Consider the following 19,347-nt stretch of genomic DNA (forward strand, 5'->3'; position numbering starts at 1 on the left):
TCAGCTCTTGGCCACGGCGGCCTTGGCCGTCGTCTTTGCCTTCGACGCGGGCGCGGGGACGGCGGCGGCGGTGGCGTCGGCCGCCGCAGCACCGGCCTCGGCGGTCTCGGTGTCCTTGCGGACCCCCACGCCCAGCTTCTCCTTGATCTTCCGCTCGATCTCGTCGGAGAGGGCGGGGTTGTCGCAGAGGAACTTCCGCGCGTTCTCCTTGCCCTGGCCGAGCTGGTCGCCCTCGTACGTGTACCAGGCGCCGGCCTTGCGCACGAAGCCGTGCTCCACGCCCATGTCGATCAGACCGCCCTCGCGGCTGATCCCGTGGCCGTAGAGGATGTCGAACTCGGCCTGCTTGAACGGCGGCGCGACCTTGTTCTTGACGACCTTGACGCGGGTGCGGTTGCCGACCGCGTCCGTGCCGTCCTTGAGGGTCTCGATGCGGCGGATGTCCAGACGCACGGAGGCGTAGAACTTCAGCGCGCGGCCACCGGTCGTGGTCTCCGGCGAGCCGAACATCACACCGATCTTCTCGCGGAGCTGGTTGATGAAGATCGCGGTGGTCTTCGACTGGTTGAGCGCACCGGTGATCTTCCGGAGCGCCTGGCTCATCAGGCGGGCCTGGAGACCCACGTGCGAGTCGCCCATCTCGCCCTCGATCTCGGCGCGCGGCACCAGGGCCGCCACGGAGTCGATGACGATCAGGTCGAGGGCGCCGGAGCGGACGAGCATGTCCACGATCTCCAGCGCCTGCTCGCCGGTGTCCGGCTGGGACAGGATGAGGTTGTCGGTGTCGACGCCGAGGGCCTTCGCGTACTCGGGGTCGAGCGCGTGCTCGGCGTCCACGAAGGCGACGGTGCCGCCGGCCTTCTGTGCGTTGGCCACGGCGTGCAGGGTCAGGGTCGTCTTACCGGAGGACTCCGGCCCGTACACCTCGATCACGCGGCCGCGGGGCAGCCCGCCTACGCCGAGGGCGATGTCCAGCGCGGTCGACCCGGTGGGGATGACCTCGATGGGGTCGTTCGGCTTGTCGCCGAGGCGCATGACCGCACCCTTGCCGAATTGCCGTTCAATCTGTGCGAGCGCGGCGTCGAGAGCCTTCTCGCGGTCGGTGCCTGCCATGGGTTCCACCCGGTTTGCTTGAGTCGATCGCTTCACGCCATTGACGCTAATGCCTGCCACTGACAATGCGCCTCCACGACCGGTTCGGCTGTGGATAACTCATCAGAATGGATGTTCGATTTCCCTGTCAAGCGCACCACGCCGCGCGCCGTCCTCCCGCCCTCACCGGCACCCCGCGGTCCGGCACCCCGCACAATCATGGCTCCGGCACGATCTCGAGGGGGATGCACGAAATGCAGGGGATACAACGGACGCAGGGGATGCGGGACACGGCGGGGTACGCGAAGGTCCGGCGTACGGCGGCCGCCGCGCTGATCGGTGCGGCACTGACCGCCGGCACCGCCGGGTGCGGGGCGGGCACGCAGGACAAGGCCACTCCGTCCGCGAGCCAGAGCCACAGCCACGGCCAGACCCAGAGCCCGGGCGGCCCGCCCGGACCGCCCGTCGAGCAGCTCAAGGCCTTTGCCCTCGCGCCGGGCGACAAGGCCGGACCGTACGAGGCCACGGAACCGCTGCTGGACGAGCCGATGAGCGAGCTGTACGAGGCCAAGCCCGAGGCGTGCGGACCGCTCACGAGCCTCGGCAAGGCCGGCCACACCGCCCAGGCCTACGCCAAGACCGGGGTTCCCGGCGAGTGGCAGGCCGTCGGAACCGACATCCTGCTGCGCTCCTACAAGGACGGCGGTTCGGCCGCGGCGATGAAGGCCCTGGCCGAGGCGGGCCGGCAGTGCGCCGGCGGCTACACCGAGGACCGCGCGCTCGCCGAGGGGAAGGTCCTCAAGGTGGAGCCGGTCAAGGCGCCCGCGCTGGGCGACGAGGCGCTGGCCTACCGGATCGTGGTGCAGGACGTGAAGGACAAGGACATCTCGCTGTACAAGTACCTGACGGTGATCCGCTCCGGACCGGTGACGCTCTCCTTCCGGTCCGACGCCATCGACACGAAGGACTTCGGCGGAGTGCCGGCGGAGGTGGTCACGGCCCAGTGGGAGAAGTTCGCGAAGGCCTCCGGGGCGGCCTCGTAGCCACAACAGGGTGACAACCACGGGTTGACAGTCACAAGACTGTCAACCTAGGGTTGCACTCATGACGAACCCTTCCGTGGAACCCGTTCGCATGACCACACCGGTCCGCCTCGACGACCTCATCGAGGCCATCAAGAAGGTCCATCCCGACACCCTGGAGCAGCTCAGCGGCGCCGTCGTCGCCGCCGAGGCCCTGGGCGACGTGGCCGACCACCTCATCGGCCACTTCGTCGACCAGGCCCGCCGCTCCGGCGCCTCCTGGACCGACATCGGCCGCAGCATGGGCGTCACCCGCCAGGCCGCCCAGAAGCGCTTCGTGCCCAAGGCCGACAAGGAGGGCGACGCCGGCCTCGACCCCAACCAGGGCTTCGGCCGGTTCACCCCCCGTGCCCGCAACGTCGTCATGGTCTCGCAGAACGAGGCCCGCGCCGCCGGCAACACCGAGATCCGCACCGAGCACCTGGTCCTCGGCCTGCTCGCCGAGCCCGAGGGCCTCGCGGCGCTCGCGCTGACCGCCCAGGGGGTCGCGGCCGACGCCGTACGCGCCGCGGCGACCGCCACCCTGCCCCCGGCAGCGGCGGACGTCCCCGACCTCATCCCCTTCGACGCCTCCGCCAAGAAGGCCCTGGAGCTCACCTTCCGCGAAGCCCTGCGCCTGGGCCACGGCTACGTGGGCACGGAGCACATCCTCCTCGCGCTCCTGGAGCAGGAGCACGGCGAGGGCCCGCTGACCGGCCTCGGTGTGGACAAGGCCGCCGTCGAGGCCGCCGTCACCGAAGCCTTGGCAGCCGTACTCGGCGGCGAGGCCGCGAAGTAGAGGCGTCCGCGTCCCGCGTCAGCTCGTACTTCTTCACGTACGCGCCGAGGAACGCCTGCAGCGTGGCGACGGCCGGGATCGCGACGAGCGCCCCGACCGCGCCCAGCAGGGCGGTGCCCGCGACGACCGAGCCGAAGGCCACCGCCGGGTGGATGTCGACGGTCTTCGAAGTCAGCTTGGGCTGCAGGACGTAGTTCTCGAACTGCTGGTAGACCACCACGAATCCGAGGACGTACAGCGCGTACCAGGGGTCGACGGTGAAGGCGATCAGAACCGGGAGCGCGCCCGCCAGATAGGTGCCGATGGTGGGGATGAACTGGGAGACCAGCCCCACCCACACGGCGAGGGCGGGCGCGTAGGGCACCCCGAGGATCACCAGCACGATGTAGTGCGCGATGCCGGAGATCAGCGCCATCAGCCCGCGCGAGTAGAGGTACCCGCCCGTCTTGGTGACGGCGATCTCCCAGGCGCGCAGCACCTCGGCCTGCTTCGCGGGCGGCAGTACGGAACACAGCGCGCGCCGCAGCCGCGGCCCGTCGGCGGCGAAGTAGAAGGAGAACAGCCCGATCGTCAGCAGCTTGAAAAGTCCGCCGAGCACGGTGGCGGACACGTCGAGCACGCCGGTCGCGCTGTTCTGCACGTACTTGCGCAGCCAGTCGGAGCGCACCAGGCTGTCCTGGATCTCCAGCCGGGACAGCTCGGTGTGGAACGTCGAGTTGATCGAGTTGATCACCCTGTCGAGGTAGCCCGGGAAGCCCTCCACCATCTCGATGATCTGCCCGGCGAGCATCGAGCCGAGCAGCGCGAGGAAGCCGGCGCCCAGGACGAACACCGCGAGGAACACCAGGAAGGTGGCGAGCCCGCGGCGCATGCCGCGGGCCGCCATCCTCGCCACCGCGGGTTCGACCGCGAGCGCGAGGAAGAACGCGATCAGGATGTTGACGAGCAGCCCGATGAGCTGGTGGAAGGCCCAGCTGCCGAGCTGGAAGCAGGCGACGAGGGCCAGTACGAGGACCACGGCGCGCGGCAGCCAGCGCGGCATCCGAGCGTCCGCCCCGGCCGGGGCGCTCCCGGCGGGCGGCATCCCGGGCCCGGCGGGTGCGGCCTGCGCGGCGGGGTCAGCAGGCTGCGGCTGCGTCACTCCATGGGCGTCTGCGGGCTGATCGGTCGTCGTCTCATCACTGGCTGCCACGCCGCCAAGTCTGTCCCACCGGCGGCCCGGACCGCGAAGCGGTGCCCCGTACCCGCCCCTCGGCGGCGGCGTGCTACCGCAGCGAGGCCGGCACGTCCATCGCCGAACACACCGCGCGCCACACGTCCTTGGCTTCCCAGCCGGCGTCCAGCGCCTGGTGGACGGTCCGCCCGCCCAGCTCGGTCATGACGTGGTCCCGCGCGAAGGACTCGGCGTAGCCCGCACCGAAGTGCTCGGCCATCCGCTCCCAGAAAATCGTCAACCGCATGCCTCCAGTATCCCGCCCCGGGAGAGTGCACCGGCCGCGTTCGCCCCTCCCCGCCGCTCCGCCGCGTCCTACGTTGCACGCATGCCTGGAGACGAAGCTTCCCTGCTGACCCCGTTGGCCCGCGCCGAGCGGTTCATCTGGCTCACGGCGCGGGTGCTGGAACAGCGGCGGTTCGCATTCCACTTCCTCGGAGGGGACGCCGACCCGGTGGACACCGCCCTCGGCTCCTACCTCAACGGCGACGGCGGCTACGGGCACGCCCTCGATCCGGATCTGCGCGGCCCGCTCAGCCAGCCCCTGCACACCGCGCACGCGCTGCGCGTCCTGGACGGCCTGGGCCGCTGCGCCGGGCAGCGCATCGAGAGGCTGTGCCGCCACCTGACCATGGTCTCCACCCCGGAGGGCGCCCTTCCGGTGATCTCGCCGGCCCCGGGCGGCTATCCCGTCGCCCCGTACCACCCGATGTACGACGACCCGCCGGGCGAACTGCTGACCACGGGCCCGGTCGTCGGCCTGCTGCACCGCAACCGGGTCTGGCACGCCTGGCTCTTCCGGGCCACGGACTTCTGCTGGGACCGGATCGAGAGCCTGCGCCAGTCGCATCCGTACGAGGTCCAGAGCGCGGTGGCCTTCCTCGACGGCGCCCCCGACCGGGCCCGTGCCGTGGCGGCCGCGGACCGGCTGGGGCGGTTGGTGCGCGAGCGGAACCTCGCGGTGCTGGACCCGTGGCGACGCTCGCAGTACCCGCTGTTCCCCGGCTACGCGCCGGGCGAGCACCTGTTCGCGTACGACTTCGCGCGCCGCCCGGAGTCGCTGGCCCGGAGCTGGTTCACCGACAGGGAGATGGCCCGGGCGCTGGATTTCCTGGCCGCCGAGCAGCAGCCGGACGGCGGCTGGCCGGTGCGCCGGCGGGCCTGGGCGCCGGGCAGCTCGCTGGAGCGGCGGCCGATCGCCACACTGGAGGCGCTGCTGACGCTGCGCGCGTACGGGCGCCTGCCGGCCGGGGTCAGCCGCCCAGGGCCCGTACCCCCGCGGTGACGACGACGGCGGCGGCGACCACGAGCAGGAACGGCGCGCGCAGCAGCAGGGCGAGCGCGGCGGCCGCGAGCCCGGCGGCGCGGGCATCGAGCACGAGTGCGCTGCCGGTGCTGAAGGTCTGCTGGGCGGTGAGGGCCGCGAGCAGGGCGACGGGCAGCAGGGCGGCGAGCCGGCGCACGAGCGGCCGTTCCAGGGCCCCTGCGGGGACGAGCAGCCCGGCGAGCTTGACGGCGTAGCAGCCGAGGACGGTCAGTCCGATGGCGATCCAGACGTTCACGAGCGGCGTCCCTTCATCCACAGCACGGCGGGCGCGGCCAGCGCGGCGATCAGCACGGGCACCCCGGCGGGCAGTACGGGCAGGAATCCCAGCCCGAGGACGAGCGCGAGGGCGGCGACGGCCCGCTCGGTGGCGGTCTTGAGCATCGGCGCGAGGAGGGCGAGGAACACGGCGGGCCCGGCGGCGTCCAGCCCCCAGGCGGCGGTGTCGCCGATGGCCTCGGCGCCGAGCGCCCCGAGCAGGGTGGTGAGGTTCCACAGGACGTAGAGGCTGAGCCCGGTGACGGTGAAGCCGAGCCGGGCGGACTTGCGGTCCGGCTGGGCCAGCGCGACGGCGGTGGTCTCGTCGATGACCCAGTGCGCGGCGAAGGGCCGTACGGCGCGCGGCAGCGCGAGCAGCTGCGACAGCCGCAGCCCGTAGAAGGCGTTCCGCGTCCCGAGGAAGAAGGCCCCGGCGGCGGCGGTGAACGGGTTGCCACCGGCCGCCAGCGCCCCGACCAGGGCGAACTGCGAGGCGCCGGTGAAGACGAGCAGGCTCAGCACGCAGGCCTGCAGCACGCTGACGCCGGCCCCCGCGGCGGTCACCCCGAACGCGAACCCGGACAGCCCGACGGCCACCCCCACCCCGAGTGCGTCGCGCACGACGACGGCGCGCGGCCGCCCCGGCGTCGCCGGGGTCTCCCGTGTCTCTGGCTCTGTGACCATCCGCTGCTCTCCCACGCCCCGAAACTATGCGGGGCCCGGCCGAGCCGTCTTGTACGTTCTTGCGCGCGCCTAGGCCCTGTCCGGGCGGTCTTCGCGGGCCCGCGCGGCCTGGACAGGACCTAGCTGTGTTGTCCGGGCAGGTTGGTGACGCGGCTGGCGGGTGTTTGGCCTTGGATGCCGGTGTGGGGTCGGTGGTAGTTGTACCAGTCGATCCAGTCGGTGAACGCTTCCTGGCGCTGGTGATCTGAGGTGTAGGGCCGCTGGTAGGCCCATTCCTCGAGCAGGGTGCGGTGGAAGCGTTCGACCTTGCCGTTGGTCTGCGGCCGCCAGGGCCTGGTCCAGCGGGGGCTGATGCCCAGATCACTGCAGGTCTGACGCCAGGTGTTCTTGCTGTAGGCCCAGGCGTTGTCGGTCAGGACGCGTTCGACGGTGATGCCCAGGGACGCGAACCAGGCGGTGGCCCGGGCCAGGAAGGCGGCGCAGGTGGGGGCGGTCTCGTCGGGGAGGTCTTCGGTGTAGGCGAGGCGGGTGTGGTCGTCGAGGGCGGTGTGAAGGTAGGCCCAGCCCGCGCCGGTCTTGTTGCGGCGGCCCTCGGCGCGGCCGAGGGCCTGGTGGCCGCCGCCGTCGGGGATCCGGCCGAGTTTCTTGACGTCGATGTGGACGAGTTCGCCGGGCCGCTGCCGTTCGTAGCGGCGGACGGGCTCGCCGGTGGCGCGGTCCAGGGTGGCCAGTGGCGGCAGGCCGTGGCGCATCAGGATGCGGTGGGCGGTGGAGGGCGCGATCCCGCAGCGGGCGGCCAGCCGCAGGGGGCCGATGCGGTGTTCGCGCCGCAGTCGCAGGACGTGTTCCTCGACCGTGGCCGGTGTCCGGGCGGGCTGGTGGTGGGGGCGACTGGTCCGGTCACTCATTCCGGCGACGCCCAGCGTGCGGTAGCGGCCGGCCCAGCGGGCCGCGGTGGTGTGGCTGACCTGGAAACGTTCCGCTGCCCGCCGCACGGGCCAGCCGTCGTCCACGACACAACGCGCCAGGCGCAGTCGTCCGGTCTCGGTCAGCGGGGCATTACGGTGGACCACGAGGGCCTCCTCGGATCGGTGCAGATGTCGCAATCCACACCGAACCCGGAGGCCCTCACCCATTTCAAGAACCCAGCACGCGTGTCACCAACGTCCCGGGACAACACACCTAGCGGGCGGCCCGTTCCCGCCGGTACGCGCCCGGCGGGACCCCCACGATGCGGGTGAAGTGCCGGTTCAGGTGCGGCTGGTCGGTGAAGCCGACGGCGACGGCCGCCTCCGCCGGCGGGGTGCCCGCGCCGAGCAGCCTGCGCGCCCGCCGGACCCGGGCGTCGGTCAGCCAGGTGTGCGGCGGCATCCCGTACCGATCCCGGAAGGCCCGCAGCAGTGCGAACGGGCTGGTCCCCAGCTCCGCCGCGAGCTGTTCCAGCGACGGCGGATCGGCCATCCGCTCCTCCAGGACCGCCCGGGCCCGTTCGGCGTCGGCGGCGCCGGCGCGGCGGACCGTACGGGCGGGCAGCGGGCCCGCGTGGCGGCTGAGCATCCGCGCCACCACACCCCGCAGCAGTGTGTCGGCAGCCAGCGCGTTTCCGGCCTCGGCGGCCCGGTGGACCTCGGCGATCACCCGGGAGCCCTGCGCGTCGGCGACCATGTCGGCAGTGAATCCGGGGGTACCGCGCAGCGTGCCGATGTCGGCGGCGACCTCGGTGATCAGGTCGCGGGAGGGGTAGAGGGTGGCGTAGGCCCAGCCCTCGGGCGCCCCGGCCCGCGCGGTGTGCGCCACCTCGGGGTTGATCAGGACCACGCTGCCGGGCCCGGCGCGCACGGTGCCGCCGGGGAGGCCGATCTCCTCGACGCCGCCGGTGACGGCCGCGATGACGTACCCGTCGTGGGCGTGGCGCGGGAAGGTGTGGCGTACGTAGTGGGCGCGCAGCAGATCCAGCCCGGGCAGTTCCGGGTACTGCCAGTGCCGGGCCCATTCCCGGCGCCCCTCGTCCGTCCCCATCTCCCCATTCTGCGCCCGGCCGGTCAGGGGTGTTCCCGCAGGTCCGGCCCGTTGTCAGTGCCGGGGTGCACGATGGGGGCATGTCCGGCTCCGCGCTCGCCTCGTTCTCCCCCGCGACCCGCTCCTGGTTCACGGGGGCCTTCCGTACGCCCACCGCCGCGCAGGAGGGTGCCTGGCGGGCGATCGGGCAGGGCTCCGACGTGCTGGTCGTGGCGCCCACCGGCTCGGGCAAGACGCTGGCCGCCTTCCTGGCCGCCCTGGACCGGCTGGCCTCGGCACCGCCTCCGGCCGAGGCGAGGAAGCGCTGCCGCGTGCTGTACGTGTCGCCGCTGAAGGCCCTGGCCGTGGACGTGGAGCGCAACCTGCGCAGCCCCCTGACGGGGATCCGCCAGGAGTCCGTGCGCCTCGGCCTGCCCGAGCCGGACATCCGGGTCGGGATCCGCTCGGGCGACACCCCGCCCGCCGAGCGCCGGGCGCTGGCCACCCGCCCGCCGGACATCCTCATCACCACGCCCGAGTCGCTGTTCCTGATGCTGACCTCGGCCGCCCGGGACGCGCTGGCCGGGATCGAGACCGTGATCCTGGACGAGGTGCACGCCGTGGCCGGGACCAAGCGCGGCGCCCACCTCGCCCTGTCCCTGGAGCGGCTGGACGAGCTGCTGCCGCGCCCGGCGCGCCGGATCGGGCTGTCGGCGACGGTCCGGCCGGTGGACGAGGTGGCCCGGTACCTCGCGCCGCGCGGCCGGGTGGAGATCGTGCAGCCGCCGTCGGACAAGGAGTTCGACCTGTCGGTGGTCGTCCCGGTGCAGGACATGGGCGAGTTGGTGGGGGTCCCCCCGACGAAGTCAGGGGGAGGCTCTCCCGCCACCGAGGGCCGGGAGGGCGGGGACAAGCCCTCCATCTGGCCGCATGTGGAGGAGCGGATCGCGGACCTGGTGCAGGCGCACCGCTCCACGATCGTGTTCGCCAACTCCCGCCGCCTCGCCGAGCGGCTGTGCAACCGGCTCAACGAGATCGCGTACGAGCGCGCCATGGGCGAGAAGCTCCCCGAGGGCTCTCCCCCTGCGGAGATCATGGCCCAGTCGGGCGCCGCCCAGGGCGCCCCGCCGCTGCTGGCCCGGGCCCACCACGGGTCCGTCTCCAAGGAGCAGCGGGCCCTGGTGGAGGAGGATCTGAAGGCGGGCCGGCTGCCCGCCGTGGTCGCCACCTCCAGCCTGGAGCTGGGCATCGACATGGGCGCCGTGGACCTGGTGGTGCAGGTGGAGTCCCCGCCGTCGGTGGCCTCCGGCCTCCAGCGGGTGGGGCGCGCCGGGCACCAGGTGGGCGCGGTCTCCACCGGTGTGGTCTTCCCCAAGTACCGGGGCGACCTGGTGCAGGCGGCCGTGGTGACCGAGCGGATGCGCACCGGCTCCATCGAGTCTCTGCGCATCCCGTCGAACCCCCTGGACGTCCTGGCGCAGCAGCTGGTCGCGATGGTCGCGATGGACACCTGGCAGCTGGACGACCTCCTCGCGCTGGTCCGCCGGGCGGCGCCCTTCGCCGCATTGCCGGAGTCGGCGTTCACCGCGGTGCTGGACATGCTGGCGGGCCGCTATCCCTCGGACGCGTTCGCCGAGCTCAGACCCCGGGTGGTGTGGGACCGCGTCGCCGGGACGATCACCGGCCGGCCCGGCGCCCAGCGCCTCGCGGTCACCTCCGGCGGCACCATCCCGGACCGCGGTCTCTTCGGCGTCTTCCTCGCCGGATCCGACCCGAAGAAGGGCGGCGGCCGGGTCGGCGAGCTCGACGAGGAGATGGTCTACGAGTCCCGCGTCGGGGACGTGTTCACCCTCGGCACCACCTCCTGGCGGATCGAGGACATCACCCGCGACCGCGTCCTGGTGACACCGGCACCCGGGGTGCCGGGCCGGCTGCCGTTCTGGAAGGGTGACCAGCTGGGCCGCCCGCTCGAACTGGGCCGCGCGGTCGGCGCGTTCCTCCGCGAGCTGGGCGGCCTCACCGACGAGGACGCCCGGCTGCGGCTGCTGGCGGCCGGCCTGGACGCGTGGGCCGCGGAGAACGTCCTGGCGTACCTCGCCGAACAGCGCGAGGCCTGCGGTCACGTGCCGGACGACCGGACCATCGTGGTCGAGCGGTTCCGCGACGAGCTCGGCGACTGGCGGGTCGTCGTCCACTCCCCCTTCGGTGCCCAGGTGCACGCCCCGTGGGCGCTGGCGCTGGGCGCCCGCCTCGCCGAGAAGTACGGCATGGACGCGCAGGTCATGCACGCGGACGACGGGATCGTGCTGCGCCTCCCGGACGCCGATCTGCTCTCCATGGACCTGCTGGACCACGACCCCACCGCGCCGGCGCCGTTCGAGTTCGACGACGAACAGGCCCCGCTCGGCGCGGCCGACGTCGCCTTCGACCACGGTGACGTCAACCAGCTCGTGACCGACCAGGTCGGCGGCTCGGCGCTCTTCGCGTCCCGCTTCCGCGAGTGCGCGGCCCGCGCCCTGCTGCTGCCGCGGCGCAGTCCGGGCAAGCGCACCCCGTTGTGGCAGCAGCGCCAGCGCGCCTCCCAACTGCTTCAAGTGGCCTCGGAGTTCGGTTCGTTCCCGATCGTGCTGGAAGCCGTACGCGAATGCCTCCAGGACGTCTTCGACGTGCCCGGCCTGACCGAGCTGATGGCGGACATCGAGGCCCGCCGGGTCCGCCTGGTCGAGGTCACCACCCCCGAGCCCTCGCCCTTCGCCCGCTCCCTCCTGTTCGGTTACGTCGCCCAGTTCCTCTACGAGGGCGACTCGCCCCTGGCCGAGCGCAGGGCGGCCGCGCTGTCGCTGGACTCGCGTCTGCTGGCCGAGCTGCTGGGCCAGGCGGAGCTGCGCGAACTGCTCGACGCGGAGGTCCTGGAGGAGCTGGAGCGGGAGCTCCAGTGGCTCACCGAGGACCGGCGGGCCAAAGACGCCGAGTCGGTGGCCGACCTGCTGCGCATGCTGGGGCCGCTGACCGACGCCGAGCTGGCCGAGCGCGGGGCGGAGCCCGCCTGGGCACCCGCGCTCTCCTCGGCCCGCCGGGCCATCCGGGTCCGGATCGGCGGCGCGGACCACTGGGCGGCGATCGAGGACGCGGGCCGGCTGCGCGACGCCCTGGGCACGGCGCTCCCGGTCGGCGTCCCGGAGGCGTTCACCGAGCCGGTCAAGGAGCCGCTCGGTGATCTCCTGGCCCGGTACGCCCGTACCCACGGGCCGTTCACCACGGTCGCCGTCGCCGCCCGCTTCGGTCTGGGCCCGGCGGTCACCGAGGGTGCCCTGCACCGGCTGGCGGCGGCCGGGAGGGTGGTCGAGGGCGAGTTCCATCCGGCGGGCATCGGCCAGGAGTGGTGCGACGCGACGGTGCTGCGCAGGCTCCGCCGCCGCTCGCTGGCCGCGCTGCGCCAGGAGCTGGAGCCGGTCCCGCCGACCTCGCTGGCCACCTTCCTCCCGCAGTGGCAGCACCTGGGCGGCGCCCTGCGCGGCATCGACGGCCTGGCCCGGGCGGTCGAGCAGCTCCAGGGCGCCCCGGTCCCGGCCTCGGCGCTGGAGCGCCTGATCCTCCCGTCCCGGGTGAGCGGCTATTCCCCCGGCCTGCTGGACGAGCTGACCACGGCGGGCGAGGTGGTCTGGGCGGGCGCCGGGGCCCTCCCGGGCAAGGACGGCTGGATCTCCCTGTATCTGGCGGACGCCGCTCCGCTGCTGCTGCCCCCGCCGCACCCCCTGGAGCTCAGCCCTCTGCACCAGGCGGTCCTGGAGTGCCTCTCGGGCGGATACGGGCTGTTCTTCCGCCAGATCGCCGAGTCGGTCCGGGACGCGCTTCCCGAGACCTCCGACATCGCGCTCTCGGAGGCGGTGTGGGACCTGGCCTGGTCGGGCCGGCTCACCAACGACACCCTGGGCCCCTTGCGGGCGCTGCTCGGCTCGGGCCGTACGGCCGGCTCGACGGCCCACCGGGCCCGGCGAACGGTGCCGCGCGGGCGGTACGGCACGCTCAGCGCGACCGTGTCCCGTACGGGCCCGCCCACGGTCTCGGGCCGCTGGTCCCTCCTCCCCTCCCAGGCCCCCGACCCGACCCACCGGGCCCACGCCCTGGCCAGGACCCTGCTGGACCGGCACGGGGTGGTGACCCGGGGCGCGGTCGCCGCCGAAGGGGTGGAGGGCGGCTTCAGCGCGGTCTACCGCGTCCTGTCGGCCTTCGAGGACAGCGGCCAGGCCCGCCGGGGCTACGTGGTCGAGGGGCTCGGCGCGGCCCAGTTCGCGATGGACGGCGCGGTGGACCGCCTCCGGGCCGCCGAGCGGACCCCGCCCCCGCTGGCGGCGGTGGTACTGGCCGCCGCCGATCCGGCGAACGCGTACGGGGCGGCCCTGCCCTGGCCGGAGCCCCCGGCTGGGGCCACGCACAAGCCCGGCCGCAAGGCGGGCTCCTTGGTGGTCCTGGTCGACGGCGAGCTCACCCTGTATCTGGAGCGCGGCGGCAAGACCCTCCTCGCCTGGCCGGACTCCGGCGACCCCCGCCTGACGGCGGCCGTCGAGGCCCTCGCCGCCGCCTCCCGTACGGGCACGCTCCCCGCCCTCACGGTGGAACGCATCAACGCCGCGGCCTCCCTGACCTCCCCGCTGGGCCCGGCCCTGGAGGCGGCGGGCTTCCACGCGACGCCCCGCGGCCTGCGCCTGCGCCAGTGATCACCGGACCACCTTGATGCCGAAGCGGGCCCCGCCGAGCGCGAACTGGATCGCGCTGTGCATGTGGGAGTACATCTCCATGCCCCGCGAGGAGACGAGCGGACCGAGGTCGAGGATGTCCTGCCAGCCGTAGGACCGCAGCAGGCCGGTCACCTCCGCCTTGGCATCGTCGTGGTCTCCCGCGATGAAGATCGTGTGGTCACCACCGCCGACGCTCTGCGGGTCGACGACCGTCTCCTGCTCCTGGGTGACGCACGCCTTGACGACCTTGACCGCGGGCAGGGCCCGCTGGATCCGCTCCCCCAGGCTGTCGTGGTCCACAGGGTCCAGAGCCGGCATCACCCCCCACGGAGTGGGCCAGGGGTGGGCCTGTTCCGGGTTGTAGATGAACGGAACGGCGTAGTCCATCAGAGTCTTGCCGGCCAGCTGTCTGCCGATGCCGCCGAGCACACCCACCGCGCCGGCGCCGTCGATCCCGTTGATGACGAAGTCGGCCGCGGCCGCGGCCTCACCGAAGTGCATGAGCTGGATGCCCGGGTAGTCGGCGAGCCACTGTTCGTACGGCTCGATGCCCATGAAGTCCGGTTCGGTACGGCTGAGCGTGTCCTGCGAGTCCCGGGTCCCCAAGATCACCTCGTGCCCGAGCTCCACCAGCCTGGCCGCGTGCGCTCGTCCGCCCGCACCCGTTCCGAGGACTGCGACCTTCATTGCGACGCTCCGTTCTGGCCGTTCCGGCCGTTCTCGTCGTCCCGGGGGGCCTGTCCGTTCCCCCCGGAGCCTGACCACAGTGACCGAGAAACCGCGCCGCACTCGGCGACACGGCCCGAACCGCCGCGAGCGGATCGCCGGACTGGCCGAGGAACCGATCGCCGGGCCTGGGCGGCGCCCCCTCCTCGGGCCGCCCGCCCCACCCCCGGCGGGACAATGGCGTCATGCCCGAAGGAGACAGCGTCCGGCGCGCGGCGACCCGCCTCCACACCGCCCTCGCCGGCAAGCCCCTCACCCGCAGCGACCTCCGCGTCCCCCGCTTCGCCACGGCCGACCTCACCGGCCGCACCACCCTCGACGTCACCCCGCGCGGCAAGCACCTCCTCGCCCGCTTCGAGGGCGGCCTCACCCTGCACAGCCACCTCCGCATGGACGGCGCCTGGCACGTCTTCCCCGCGGGTGCCAAGTGGCACGGCGGTCCCGCCCACGAGATCCGGGCGGTCCTCGGCACCGCCGAGGACACCGCCGTCGGCTACCGCCTGCCCGTCCTGGAACTGATCCGCACCGCCGACGAGGACCGGGCCGTGGGCCACCTCGGCCCCGACCTCCTCGGCCCCGACTGGGACCCGGACCGGGCCGCCGCCAACCTGCTCGCCGCCCCCGAGCGCCCCCTCGGCGAGGCCCTGCTCGACCAGCGCAACCTCGCCGGGATCGGCAACATCTACAAGTGCGAGCTCTGCTTCCTGGCCGGGGTCACGCCCTGGACCCCGGTCGGCGCGCTCCCCGAGGCCACCCTCCCCCGCCTGGCCGCCGCGGCCCACCGCCTCCTGTCCGCGAACACCGGCGACCGGCCCGGCCCCCGCAACACCACCGGCAGCCGCCGCCCCGGCCAGGACCTCTTCGTGTACGGCCGCAGCCACCGGCCCTGCCTGCGCTGCGGCACCCCCGTCCGCGAGGCCCCCCAGGACGGCCGCCCCACCTACTGGTGCCCCCGCTGCCAGACCGGCCCGACCACGGCCCCGGACCGACCCCGGCCCGCTGGTTGACGCTCCGTCAGATCCGGTCGTACGGTCCCGGCATGCCCACACCCACAGCCTCGTACGACCTCACCGGCCGCACCGCCCTGATAACCGGCGCGGCGAGCGGCATCGGCCGTGCCACCGCCGTCCTCCTCGCCGAGGCGGGTGCGCACGTGCACTGCGCGGACCGCGACGAACAGGGGCTCGCCGAGACGGCCGCCCTCGTCGCCAAGGCCGGCGGCGCCGCCACCGTCCACGCCCTCGACGTCACCGACCGAACCGCCCTGCGGGCCGCCGTCACCGCCGCGGGCCCGCTCGACATCGCCGCGGCCATCGCCGGGGTCATGCACACCAGCAGCGTCCTGGAGACCACCGACGAGGACCTCGACCGGGTCCTGGACATCAACTTCAAGGGCGTCCTGCGCACCTGCCAGGAAGCCGCCCGTTCCATGATCGCCGCGGGCCGCCCCGGCTCGATCGTCACGATGGCCTCCGGGGCCGTGGACGCCGCCCAGCCCGGTCTGCTCTGCTACAGCGCGGCCAAGGCCGCCGTCGTCCAGCTGACCAAGACGCTCGCCACCGAGGCCGGCCCGCACGGCATCCGGGTCAACGCCGTCGCCCCCGGCTGGATCCGCACTCCGATGACCGGCCGGCACGGCGCCGAGGTCCAGGACCAGACCGAGGCCGTGATGGTCCGCATGTCCCCGCTGCGCCGGGTCGGCGAGCCCGAGGACATCGCCCAGGCCGTGCTCTACCTGGCCTCGGACGCCTCGTCCTTCATGACGGGCCAGATTCTGCGCCCGAACGGCGGAGTGTCGATGCCCTGGTAGCCCCCGCCGCCCCGGCGGCCTTGCGCACCGGGCCCGGAACACAGTGCACCGGCAGCAGCCCCAGACCCCAGCCCCCCACGGCCACCGCACCCTCCACGGGCCCGGACTCCGCGGGCGCCAGGGCCAGCCGCAGCACGGCCCACCACCACAGCACCCCCACCGCCAACGCGAGGGCTGTCAGGAACGGCCGCACGGTACCTCCCTGGGGGTCCCCCCGGACGGAGTTTGGGGGAGGGCCGGAGCCCGGACCGCACCATCCTCCCGCACCCGCCTTGGCCCCGCACCCAGAACAGCCGGGAGCCCCGGCCGGTGCATTACGCACCGGCCGGGGCTCCGGCCACACTCATACGCTCACGTACTCGCTCACGCGGCTACGACATTCACCGCTTCCGCAGGCGCCTTGATGGTCACCCGCTCCGGCCCGGCCGTGACCGAAGCCATGGAGACCGAATTGAGCATCGGGCGGACCGGCACACTCACCGGTTCGCTTGCCGCGGCCGACTGTGCCAGCTCGGCCAGCGACAGTTCATCGCTGACTTCGCGCATCAGCTCGGACATCCGTACGTCCAACGCGTCGCAGATCGCGGAGAGCAGCTCGGAGGATGCCTCCTTCTGCCCCCGCTCCACCTCGGAGAGATAGCCGAGCGAAACTCGGGCCGACGAGGAGACTTCGCGCAGAGTACGGCCCTGGCGCTGGCGCTGCCGACGCAGCACGTCACCCAGCAGGCGACGGAGCAGAATCATCGGTGGCTCCCTCCTCTGACCGTGTAGCCGCATCCTTCACGCCCCACCGTACCGCCTCGCGCCGCGGCCGTGCGGGGAGCGATGTCGTGTTCACTCAGGGCTGCAAACATCAAATCCCCCCGTTCTGTTCCGTATCCTGCCCCCGCGCATTCTCACGGAGTTGGCTCGAGAGAAGTTCGAGCACTGTCCGTGCGCTCTCCCTACGAATTTCCGCACGGGAGCCGTTCAACCTCAGCCGGGCCGTTTTCCTGCCTGCCGGACCCTCCACGGCGACGAAAACGGTGCCCACCGGCTGCCCGTCCTGCGGGTCGGGACCGGCCACTCCCGTGGTCGCGATTCCCCACGAAGCGCCCATCACGCGCCGCACCCCGGCCGCCATCTCCTCCGCGACCTGCGCGTTCACCGCACCTTCGGCCGCCAGCAGCCCGGCGTCCACCCCCAGGACCCGGTGCTTGAGCTCCGTCGCGTACGCCGTGACCGAGCCGCGGAAGGAGCGCGAGGCTCCGGGGACGGCGGTCAGCTCGGCGGCCACCATGCCGCCGGTCAGGGATTCGGCGACGGCGAGGGTCTGGTCACGCTCCGCGAGCAGCCGCAACACCTCCGCCGCCACCCCGGACGCGTCCAGCGCCTCCGGGGAATCCCCCGCCGCGTCCGTCACCTGGCAGCCCGCTCCGCGGCGAGACCCTGGCGGCGCAGGACGACCGCCTGCCGGATGTAGTCCAAACCGGTGACCAGGGTCAGCACGACGGCGACCGCCATCACCCAGAAGCGCAAGGTCGCCAGCGGGCCGGTCAGTGCGAGCACGTACATGCCCACGGCCGTGCCCTGCGCCAGGGTCTTCAGCTTGCCGCCCCGGCTGGCCGGAATCACTCCGTAGCGGATCACCCAGAAACGCAGGAGCGTGATCCCGAGCTCCCGTCCGAGGATCAGCCCGGTGACCCACCACGGCAGGTCGCCGAGCCAGGAGAGGCAGATCAGCGCCGACCCCATGATCGCCTTGTCGGCGATGGGGTCGGCGATCTTGCCGAAGTCCGTGACCAGGTTGTACGTCCGGGCCAGGTGCCCGTCGAAGATGTCCGTGATCATGGCGACGGCGAACGCCGCCCAGGCCCAGGCCCGCCAGGCCGGGTCGTAGCCGCCCTCGGCGAGCAGCAGGAAGACGAAGCCCGGCACCAGCACGAGCCGGATCATCGTCAGGATGTTGGCGATGTTCCACAGGCTGGCCTGATTGACCGCCGCGGCTCCCAGCTTCGCGCCGGGCGCGGGCCGGCGGCCGGTCCCGCCCGCCGCAGATGCCGGGGCTCCGGTCATCCGGCCGCCTCCTCAAGATCCATGCCAAGGGGCTCGGCCACCAGGTCCACACCCAGGGTGCCGACCACCTTCGCCGTGACGATACGCCCGGGGACCAGGCCCGTGCCGTCCGTGAAGACGACCTGGCCGTCGGTCTCGGGGGCCTGGTGGGCGGCGCGCCCGTAGGCACCCTCGCCGTCCTCCGCCTCGTCGAGCGGAACCACCGTCTCGACGAGTACCTCCAGCGTCTCTCCGATCCGCTCCTCCGCGCGCTGCGAGGTGAGCTCCTCGGCGAGGCGCTGCATGTGGGCGAGCCGCTCGGCGATGGTGTCCTCGTCCAGCTTGTGGTCGTAGGTCACCGCCTCGGTGCCGTCCTCGTCGGAGTAGCCGAACACGCCGATGGCGTCGAGGCGCGCGTGGGTGAGGAAACGCTCCAGCTCGGCGAAGTCCGACTCCTTCTCGCCGGGGAAGCCGACGATGAAGTTGGACCGGACGCCGGCCTGCGGGGCCTTGGTGCGGATGGTGTCCAGCAGCTCCAGGAACCGGTCGGTGTCACCGAAGCGGCGCATGGCGCGCAGCACGTCGGGGGCCGAGTGCTGGAAGGACAGGTCGAAGTACGGGACGACCTTGGGGGTCGAGGTCAGTACGTCGATCAGACCGGGCCGCATCTCGGCCGGCTGGAGGTAGCTGACGCGGACGCGCTCGATGCCGTCGACCTCGGCCAGCTCCGGCAGCAGGGTCTCCAGCAGCCGGATGTCACCGAGGTCCTTGCCGTACGAGGTGTTGTTCTCGGAGACCAGCATGATCTCCTTGACGCCCTGCTCCGCGAGCCAGCGGGTCTCGCCCAGTACGTCGCTGGGGCGGCGGGAGATGAAGGAGCCGCGGAAGGACGGGATGGCGCAGAAGGAGCAGCGCCGGTCGCAGCCGGAGGCCAGCTTGACCGAGGCGACGGGGCTCTTGTCCAGGCGGCGGCGCAGCGGCGCGCGCGGCCCGGAGGCGGGCGCGACGCCCTCGGGGAGGTCCGCGGGGGCGGCCTCGGGCTCCTGCGCGTGGCCGGGCAGTGCGACCTCGGCCTCCTGGCGGTCCGCCGGGCTGATCGGCAGCAGCTTGCGCCGGTCGCGCGGGGTGTGGGAGGCGTGGATGCCGCCGTTGAGGATGGTCTGCAGGCGGTCGGAGATGTCGGCGTAGTCGTCGAAACCGAGCACGCCGTCCGCCTCGGGGAGCGCTTCGGCGAGTTCCTTGCCGTAGCGCTCGGCCATACAGCCGACGGCGACGACGGCCTGCGTCTTGCCGTGATCCTTCAGATCATTGGCTTCGAGCAGGGCGTCTACGGAGTCCTTTTTGGCGGCTTCGACGAAGCCACAGGTGTTGACGACGGCAACGTCCGCGTCGGCGGCGTCCTCGACGAGCTCCCAGCCATCCGCCGCCAAGCGGCCTGCGAGCTCCTCCGAGTCCACCTCGTTACGGGCGCAGCCAAGAGTGACAAGGGCGACGGTACGGCGTTCGGGCATGGACTCAAGACTACTTCGTCCCGGCGGCGGCCCCCGCCTCAAGTCCCCTCACAACAAGATCCCCGGGGCCTGCGGCAGGTACCGCGCAGCGCCCCGGG

At 73.0% G+C, this 19,347-nt stretch carries 19 protein-coding genes; 6 read left to right on the plus strand and 13 right to left on the minus strand.

The window, feature by feature from the left end; translation table 11 throughout:
• The gene (gene recA, locus JIW86_RS13025) at positions 1 to 1,113 is read right to left on the minus strand and encodes a recombinase RecA (RefSeq protein WP_215142183.1); all 1,113 of its coding nucleotides are present in this window, start codon (positions 1,111 to 1,113) and stop codon (positions 1 to 3) included.
• A 233-nt stretch (positions 1,114 to 1,346) separates the two neighbouring features.
• Between recA and JIW86_RS13030 the strand changes: the two genes are divergently transcribed.
• Together JIW86_RS13030 and JIW86_RS13035 are read left to right on the plus strand one after the other, a co-directional pair.
• Positions 1,347 to 2,135 carry a hypothetical protein gene (locus JIW86_RS13030; protein WP_257553903.1) on the plus strand — a complete coding sequence of 263 codons (789 nt, stop codon included), beginning with the start codon at positions 1,347 to 1,349 and terminating at the stop codon, positions 2,133 to 2,135.
• A gap of 61 nt (positions 2,136 to 2,196) precedes the next feature.
• Positions 2,197 to 2,952 (plus strand): Clp protease N-terminal domain-containing protein, encoded by a 756-nt coding sequence (locus tag JIW86_RS13035; RefSeq protein ID WP_257553904.1) that lies wholly within the window; start codon positions 2,197 to 2,199, stop codon positions 2,950 to 2,952.
• Here JIW86_RS13035 and JIW86_RS13040 read toward each other — a convergent pair.
• Positions 2,906 to 3,994 (minus strand): AI-2E family transporter, encoded by a 1,089-nt coding sequence (locus tag JIW86_RS13040; protein ID WP_322975616.1) that lies wholly within the window; start codon positions 3,992 to 3,994, stop codon positions 2,906 to 2,908. The two genes, JIW86_RS13035 and JIW86_RS13040, sit on opposite strands and share 47 nt — an antisense overlap.
• 223 nt (positions 3,995 to 4,217) lie before the next feature.
• Positions 4,218 to 4,412, minus strand: coding sequence for a DUF3046 domain-containing protein (locus JIW86_RS13045; RefSeq protein ID WP_257553905.1), 195 nt, complete (start codon positions 4,410 to 4,412; stop codon positions 4,218 to 4,220).
• Between the two features lie 81 nt (positions 4,413 to 4,493).
• Here JIW86_RS13045 and JIW86_RS13050 point away from each other — a divergent pair, with 81 nt between their 5' ends.
• Positions 4,494 to 5,450: a hypothetical protein gene (locus tag JIW86_RS13050; RefSeq protein ID WP_257553906.1), complete on the plus strand. Its 957-nt coding sequence runs from the start codon at positions 4,494 to 4,496 to the stop codon at positions 5,448 to 5,450.
• On the opposite strand, the gene JIW86_RS13055 is transcribed toward JIW86_RS13050, so the two are convergent.
• The 4 genes from JIW86_RS13055 to JIW86_RS13070 form a co-directional block, all read right to left on the minus strand.
• The gene (locus tag JIW86_RS13055; RefSeq protein ID WP_257553907.1) at positions 5,419 to 5,727 is read right to left on the minus strand and encodes an AzlD domain-containing protein; all 309 of its coding nucleotides are present in this window, start codon (positions 5,725 to 5,727) and stop codon (positions 5,419 to 5,421) included. The genes JIW86_RS13050 and JIW86_RS13055 overlap by 32 nt on opposite strands.
• A complete protein-coding gene (locus JIW86_RS13060) occupies positions 5,724 to 6,431 on the minus strand; it encodes an AzlC family ABC transporter permease (protein WP_257553908.1) in 708 nt (235 codons plus the stop codon). The genes JIW86_RS13055 and JIW86_RS13060 overlap by 4 nt, the downstream gene beginning before the upstream one ends.
• 119 nt (positions 6,432 to 6,550) lie before the next feature.
• Entirely contained in the window at positions 6,551 to 7,504 is a 954-nt protein-coding gene (locus JIW86_RS13065) for an IS481 family transposase (RefSeq protein ID WP_257553910.1), read from the minus strand.
• Between the two features lie 109 nt (positions 7,505 to 7,613).
• Positions 7,614 to 8,450, minus strand: a complete 837-nt coding sequence (locus JIW86_RS13070) for an AraC family transcriptional regulator (RefSeq protein ID WP_257553911.1) — start codon at positions 8,448 to 8,450, stop codon at positions 7,614 to 7,616.
• Between the two features lie 80 nt (positions 8,451 to 8,530).
• Here JIW86_RS13070 and JIW86_RS13075 point away from each other — a divergent pair, with 80 nt between their 5' ends.
• A complete protein-coding gene (locus tag JIW86_RS13075; protein ID WP_257553912.1) occupies positions 8,531 to 13,147 on the plus strand; it encodes an ATP-dependent helicase in 4,617 nt (1,538 codons plus the stop codon).
• On the opposite strand, the gene JIW86_RS13080 is transcribed toward JIW86_RS13075, so the two are convergent.
• Positions 13,148 to 13,855, minus strand: coding sequence for an NADPH-dependent F420 reductase (locus tag JIW86_RS13080; protein WP_257553913.1), 708 nt, complete (start codon positions 13,853 to 13,855; stop codon positions 13,148 to 13,150). It abuts the gene before it with no gap.
• A gap of 224 nt (positions 13,856 to 14,079) precedes the next feature.
• On the opposite strand from JIW86_RS13080, the gene JIW86_RS13085 reads away from it, so the two are divergent.
• Together JIW86_RS13085 and JIW86_RS13090 are read left to right on the plus strand one after the other, a co-directional pair.
• On the plus strand, positions 14,080 to 14,901 hold the full coding sequence (locus tag JIW86_RS13085; RefSeq protein WP_257553914.1) for an Fpg/Nei family DNA glycosylase: 822 nt from the start codon (positions 14,080 to 14,082) through the stop codon (positions 14,899 to 14,901).
• Between the two features lie 32 nt (positions 14,902 to 14,933).
• Entirely contained in the window at positions 14,934 to 15,704 is a 771-nt protein-coding gene (locus JIW86_RS13090) for an SDR family NAD(P)-dependent oxidoreductase (protein WP_215142161.1), read from the plus strand.
• Here JIW86_RS13090 and JIW86_RS13095 read toward each other — a convergent pair.
• The 5 genes from JIW86_RS13095 to rimO form a co-directional block, all read right to left on the minus strand.
• Positions 15,652 to 15,897, minus strand: coding sequence for a hypothetical protein (locus JIW86_RS13095; RefSeq protein WP_257553915.1), 246 nt, complete (start codon positions 15,895 to 15,897; stop codon positions 15,652 to 15,654). The two genes, JIW86_RS13090 and JIW86_RS13095, sit on opposite strands and share 53 nt — an antisense overlap.
• 170 nt (positions 15,898 to 16,067) lie before the next feature.
• Positions 16,068 to 16,448, minus strand: coding sequence for a helix-turn-helix domain-containing protein (locus JIW86_RS13100; protein ID WP_069922226.1), 381 nt, complete (start codon positions 16,446 to 16,448; stop codon positions 16,068 to 16,070).
• Positions 16,449 to 16,557: 109 nt separating this feature from the next.
• Positions 16,558 to 17,106 (minus strand): CinA family protein, encoded by a 549-nt coding sequence (locus tag JIW86_RS13105; protein WP_257553916.1) that lies wholly within the window; start codon positions 17,104 to 17,106, stop codon positions 16,558 to 16,560.
• Positions 17,103 to 17,759 (minus strand): CDP-diacylglycerol--glycerol-3-phosphate 3-phosphatidyltransferase, encoded by a 657-nt coding sequence (gene pgsA, locus JIW86_RS13110; RefSeq protein WP_215142159.1) that lies wholly within the window; start codon positions 17,757 to 17,759, stop codon positions 17,103 to 17,105. Before pgsA ends, JIW86_RS13105 begins: the two co-directional genes overlap by 4 nt.
• Positions 17,756 to 19,249 carry a 30S ribosomal protein S12 methylthiotransferase RimO gene (gene rimO, locus JIW86_RS13115; protein ID WP_257553917.1) on the minus strand — a complete coding sequence of 498 codons (1,494 nt, stop codon included), beginning with the start codon at positions 19,247 to 19,249 and terminating at the stop codon, positions 17,756 to 17,758. The genes pgsA and rimO overlap by 4 nt, the downstream gene beginning before the upstream one ends.
• Between the last annotated feature and the right edge of the window lie 98 nt (positions 19,250 to 19,347).

This window comes from Streptomyces sp. NBC_00162 (genome assembly GCF_024611995.1).
In the GTDB taxonomy this organism is placed as follows: domain Bacteria; phylum Actinomycetota; class Actinomycetes; order Streptomycetales; family Streptomycetaceae; genus Streptomyces.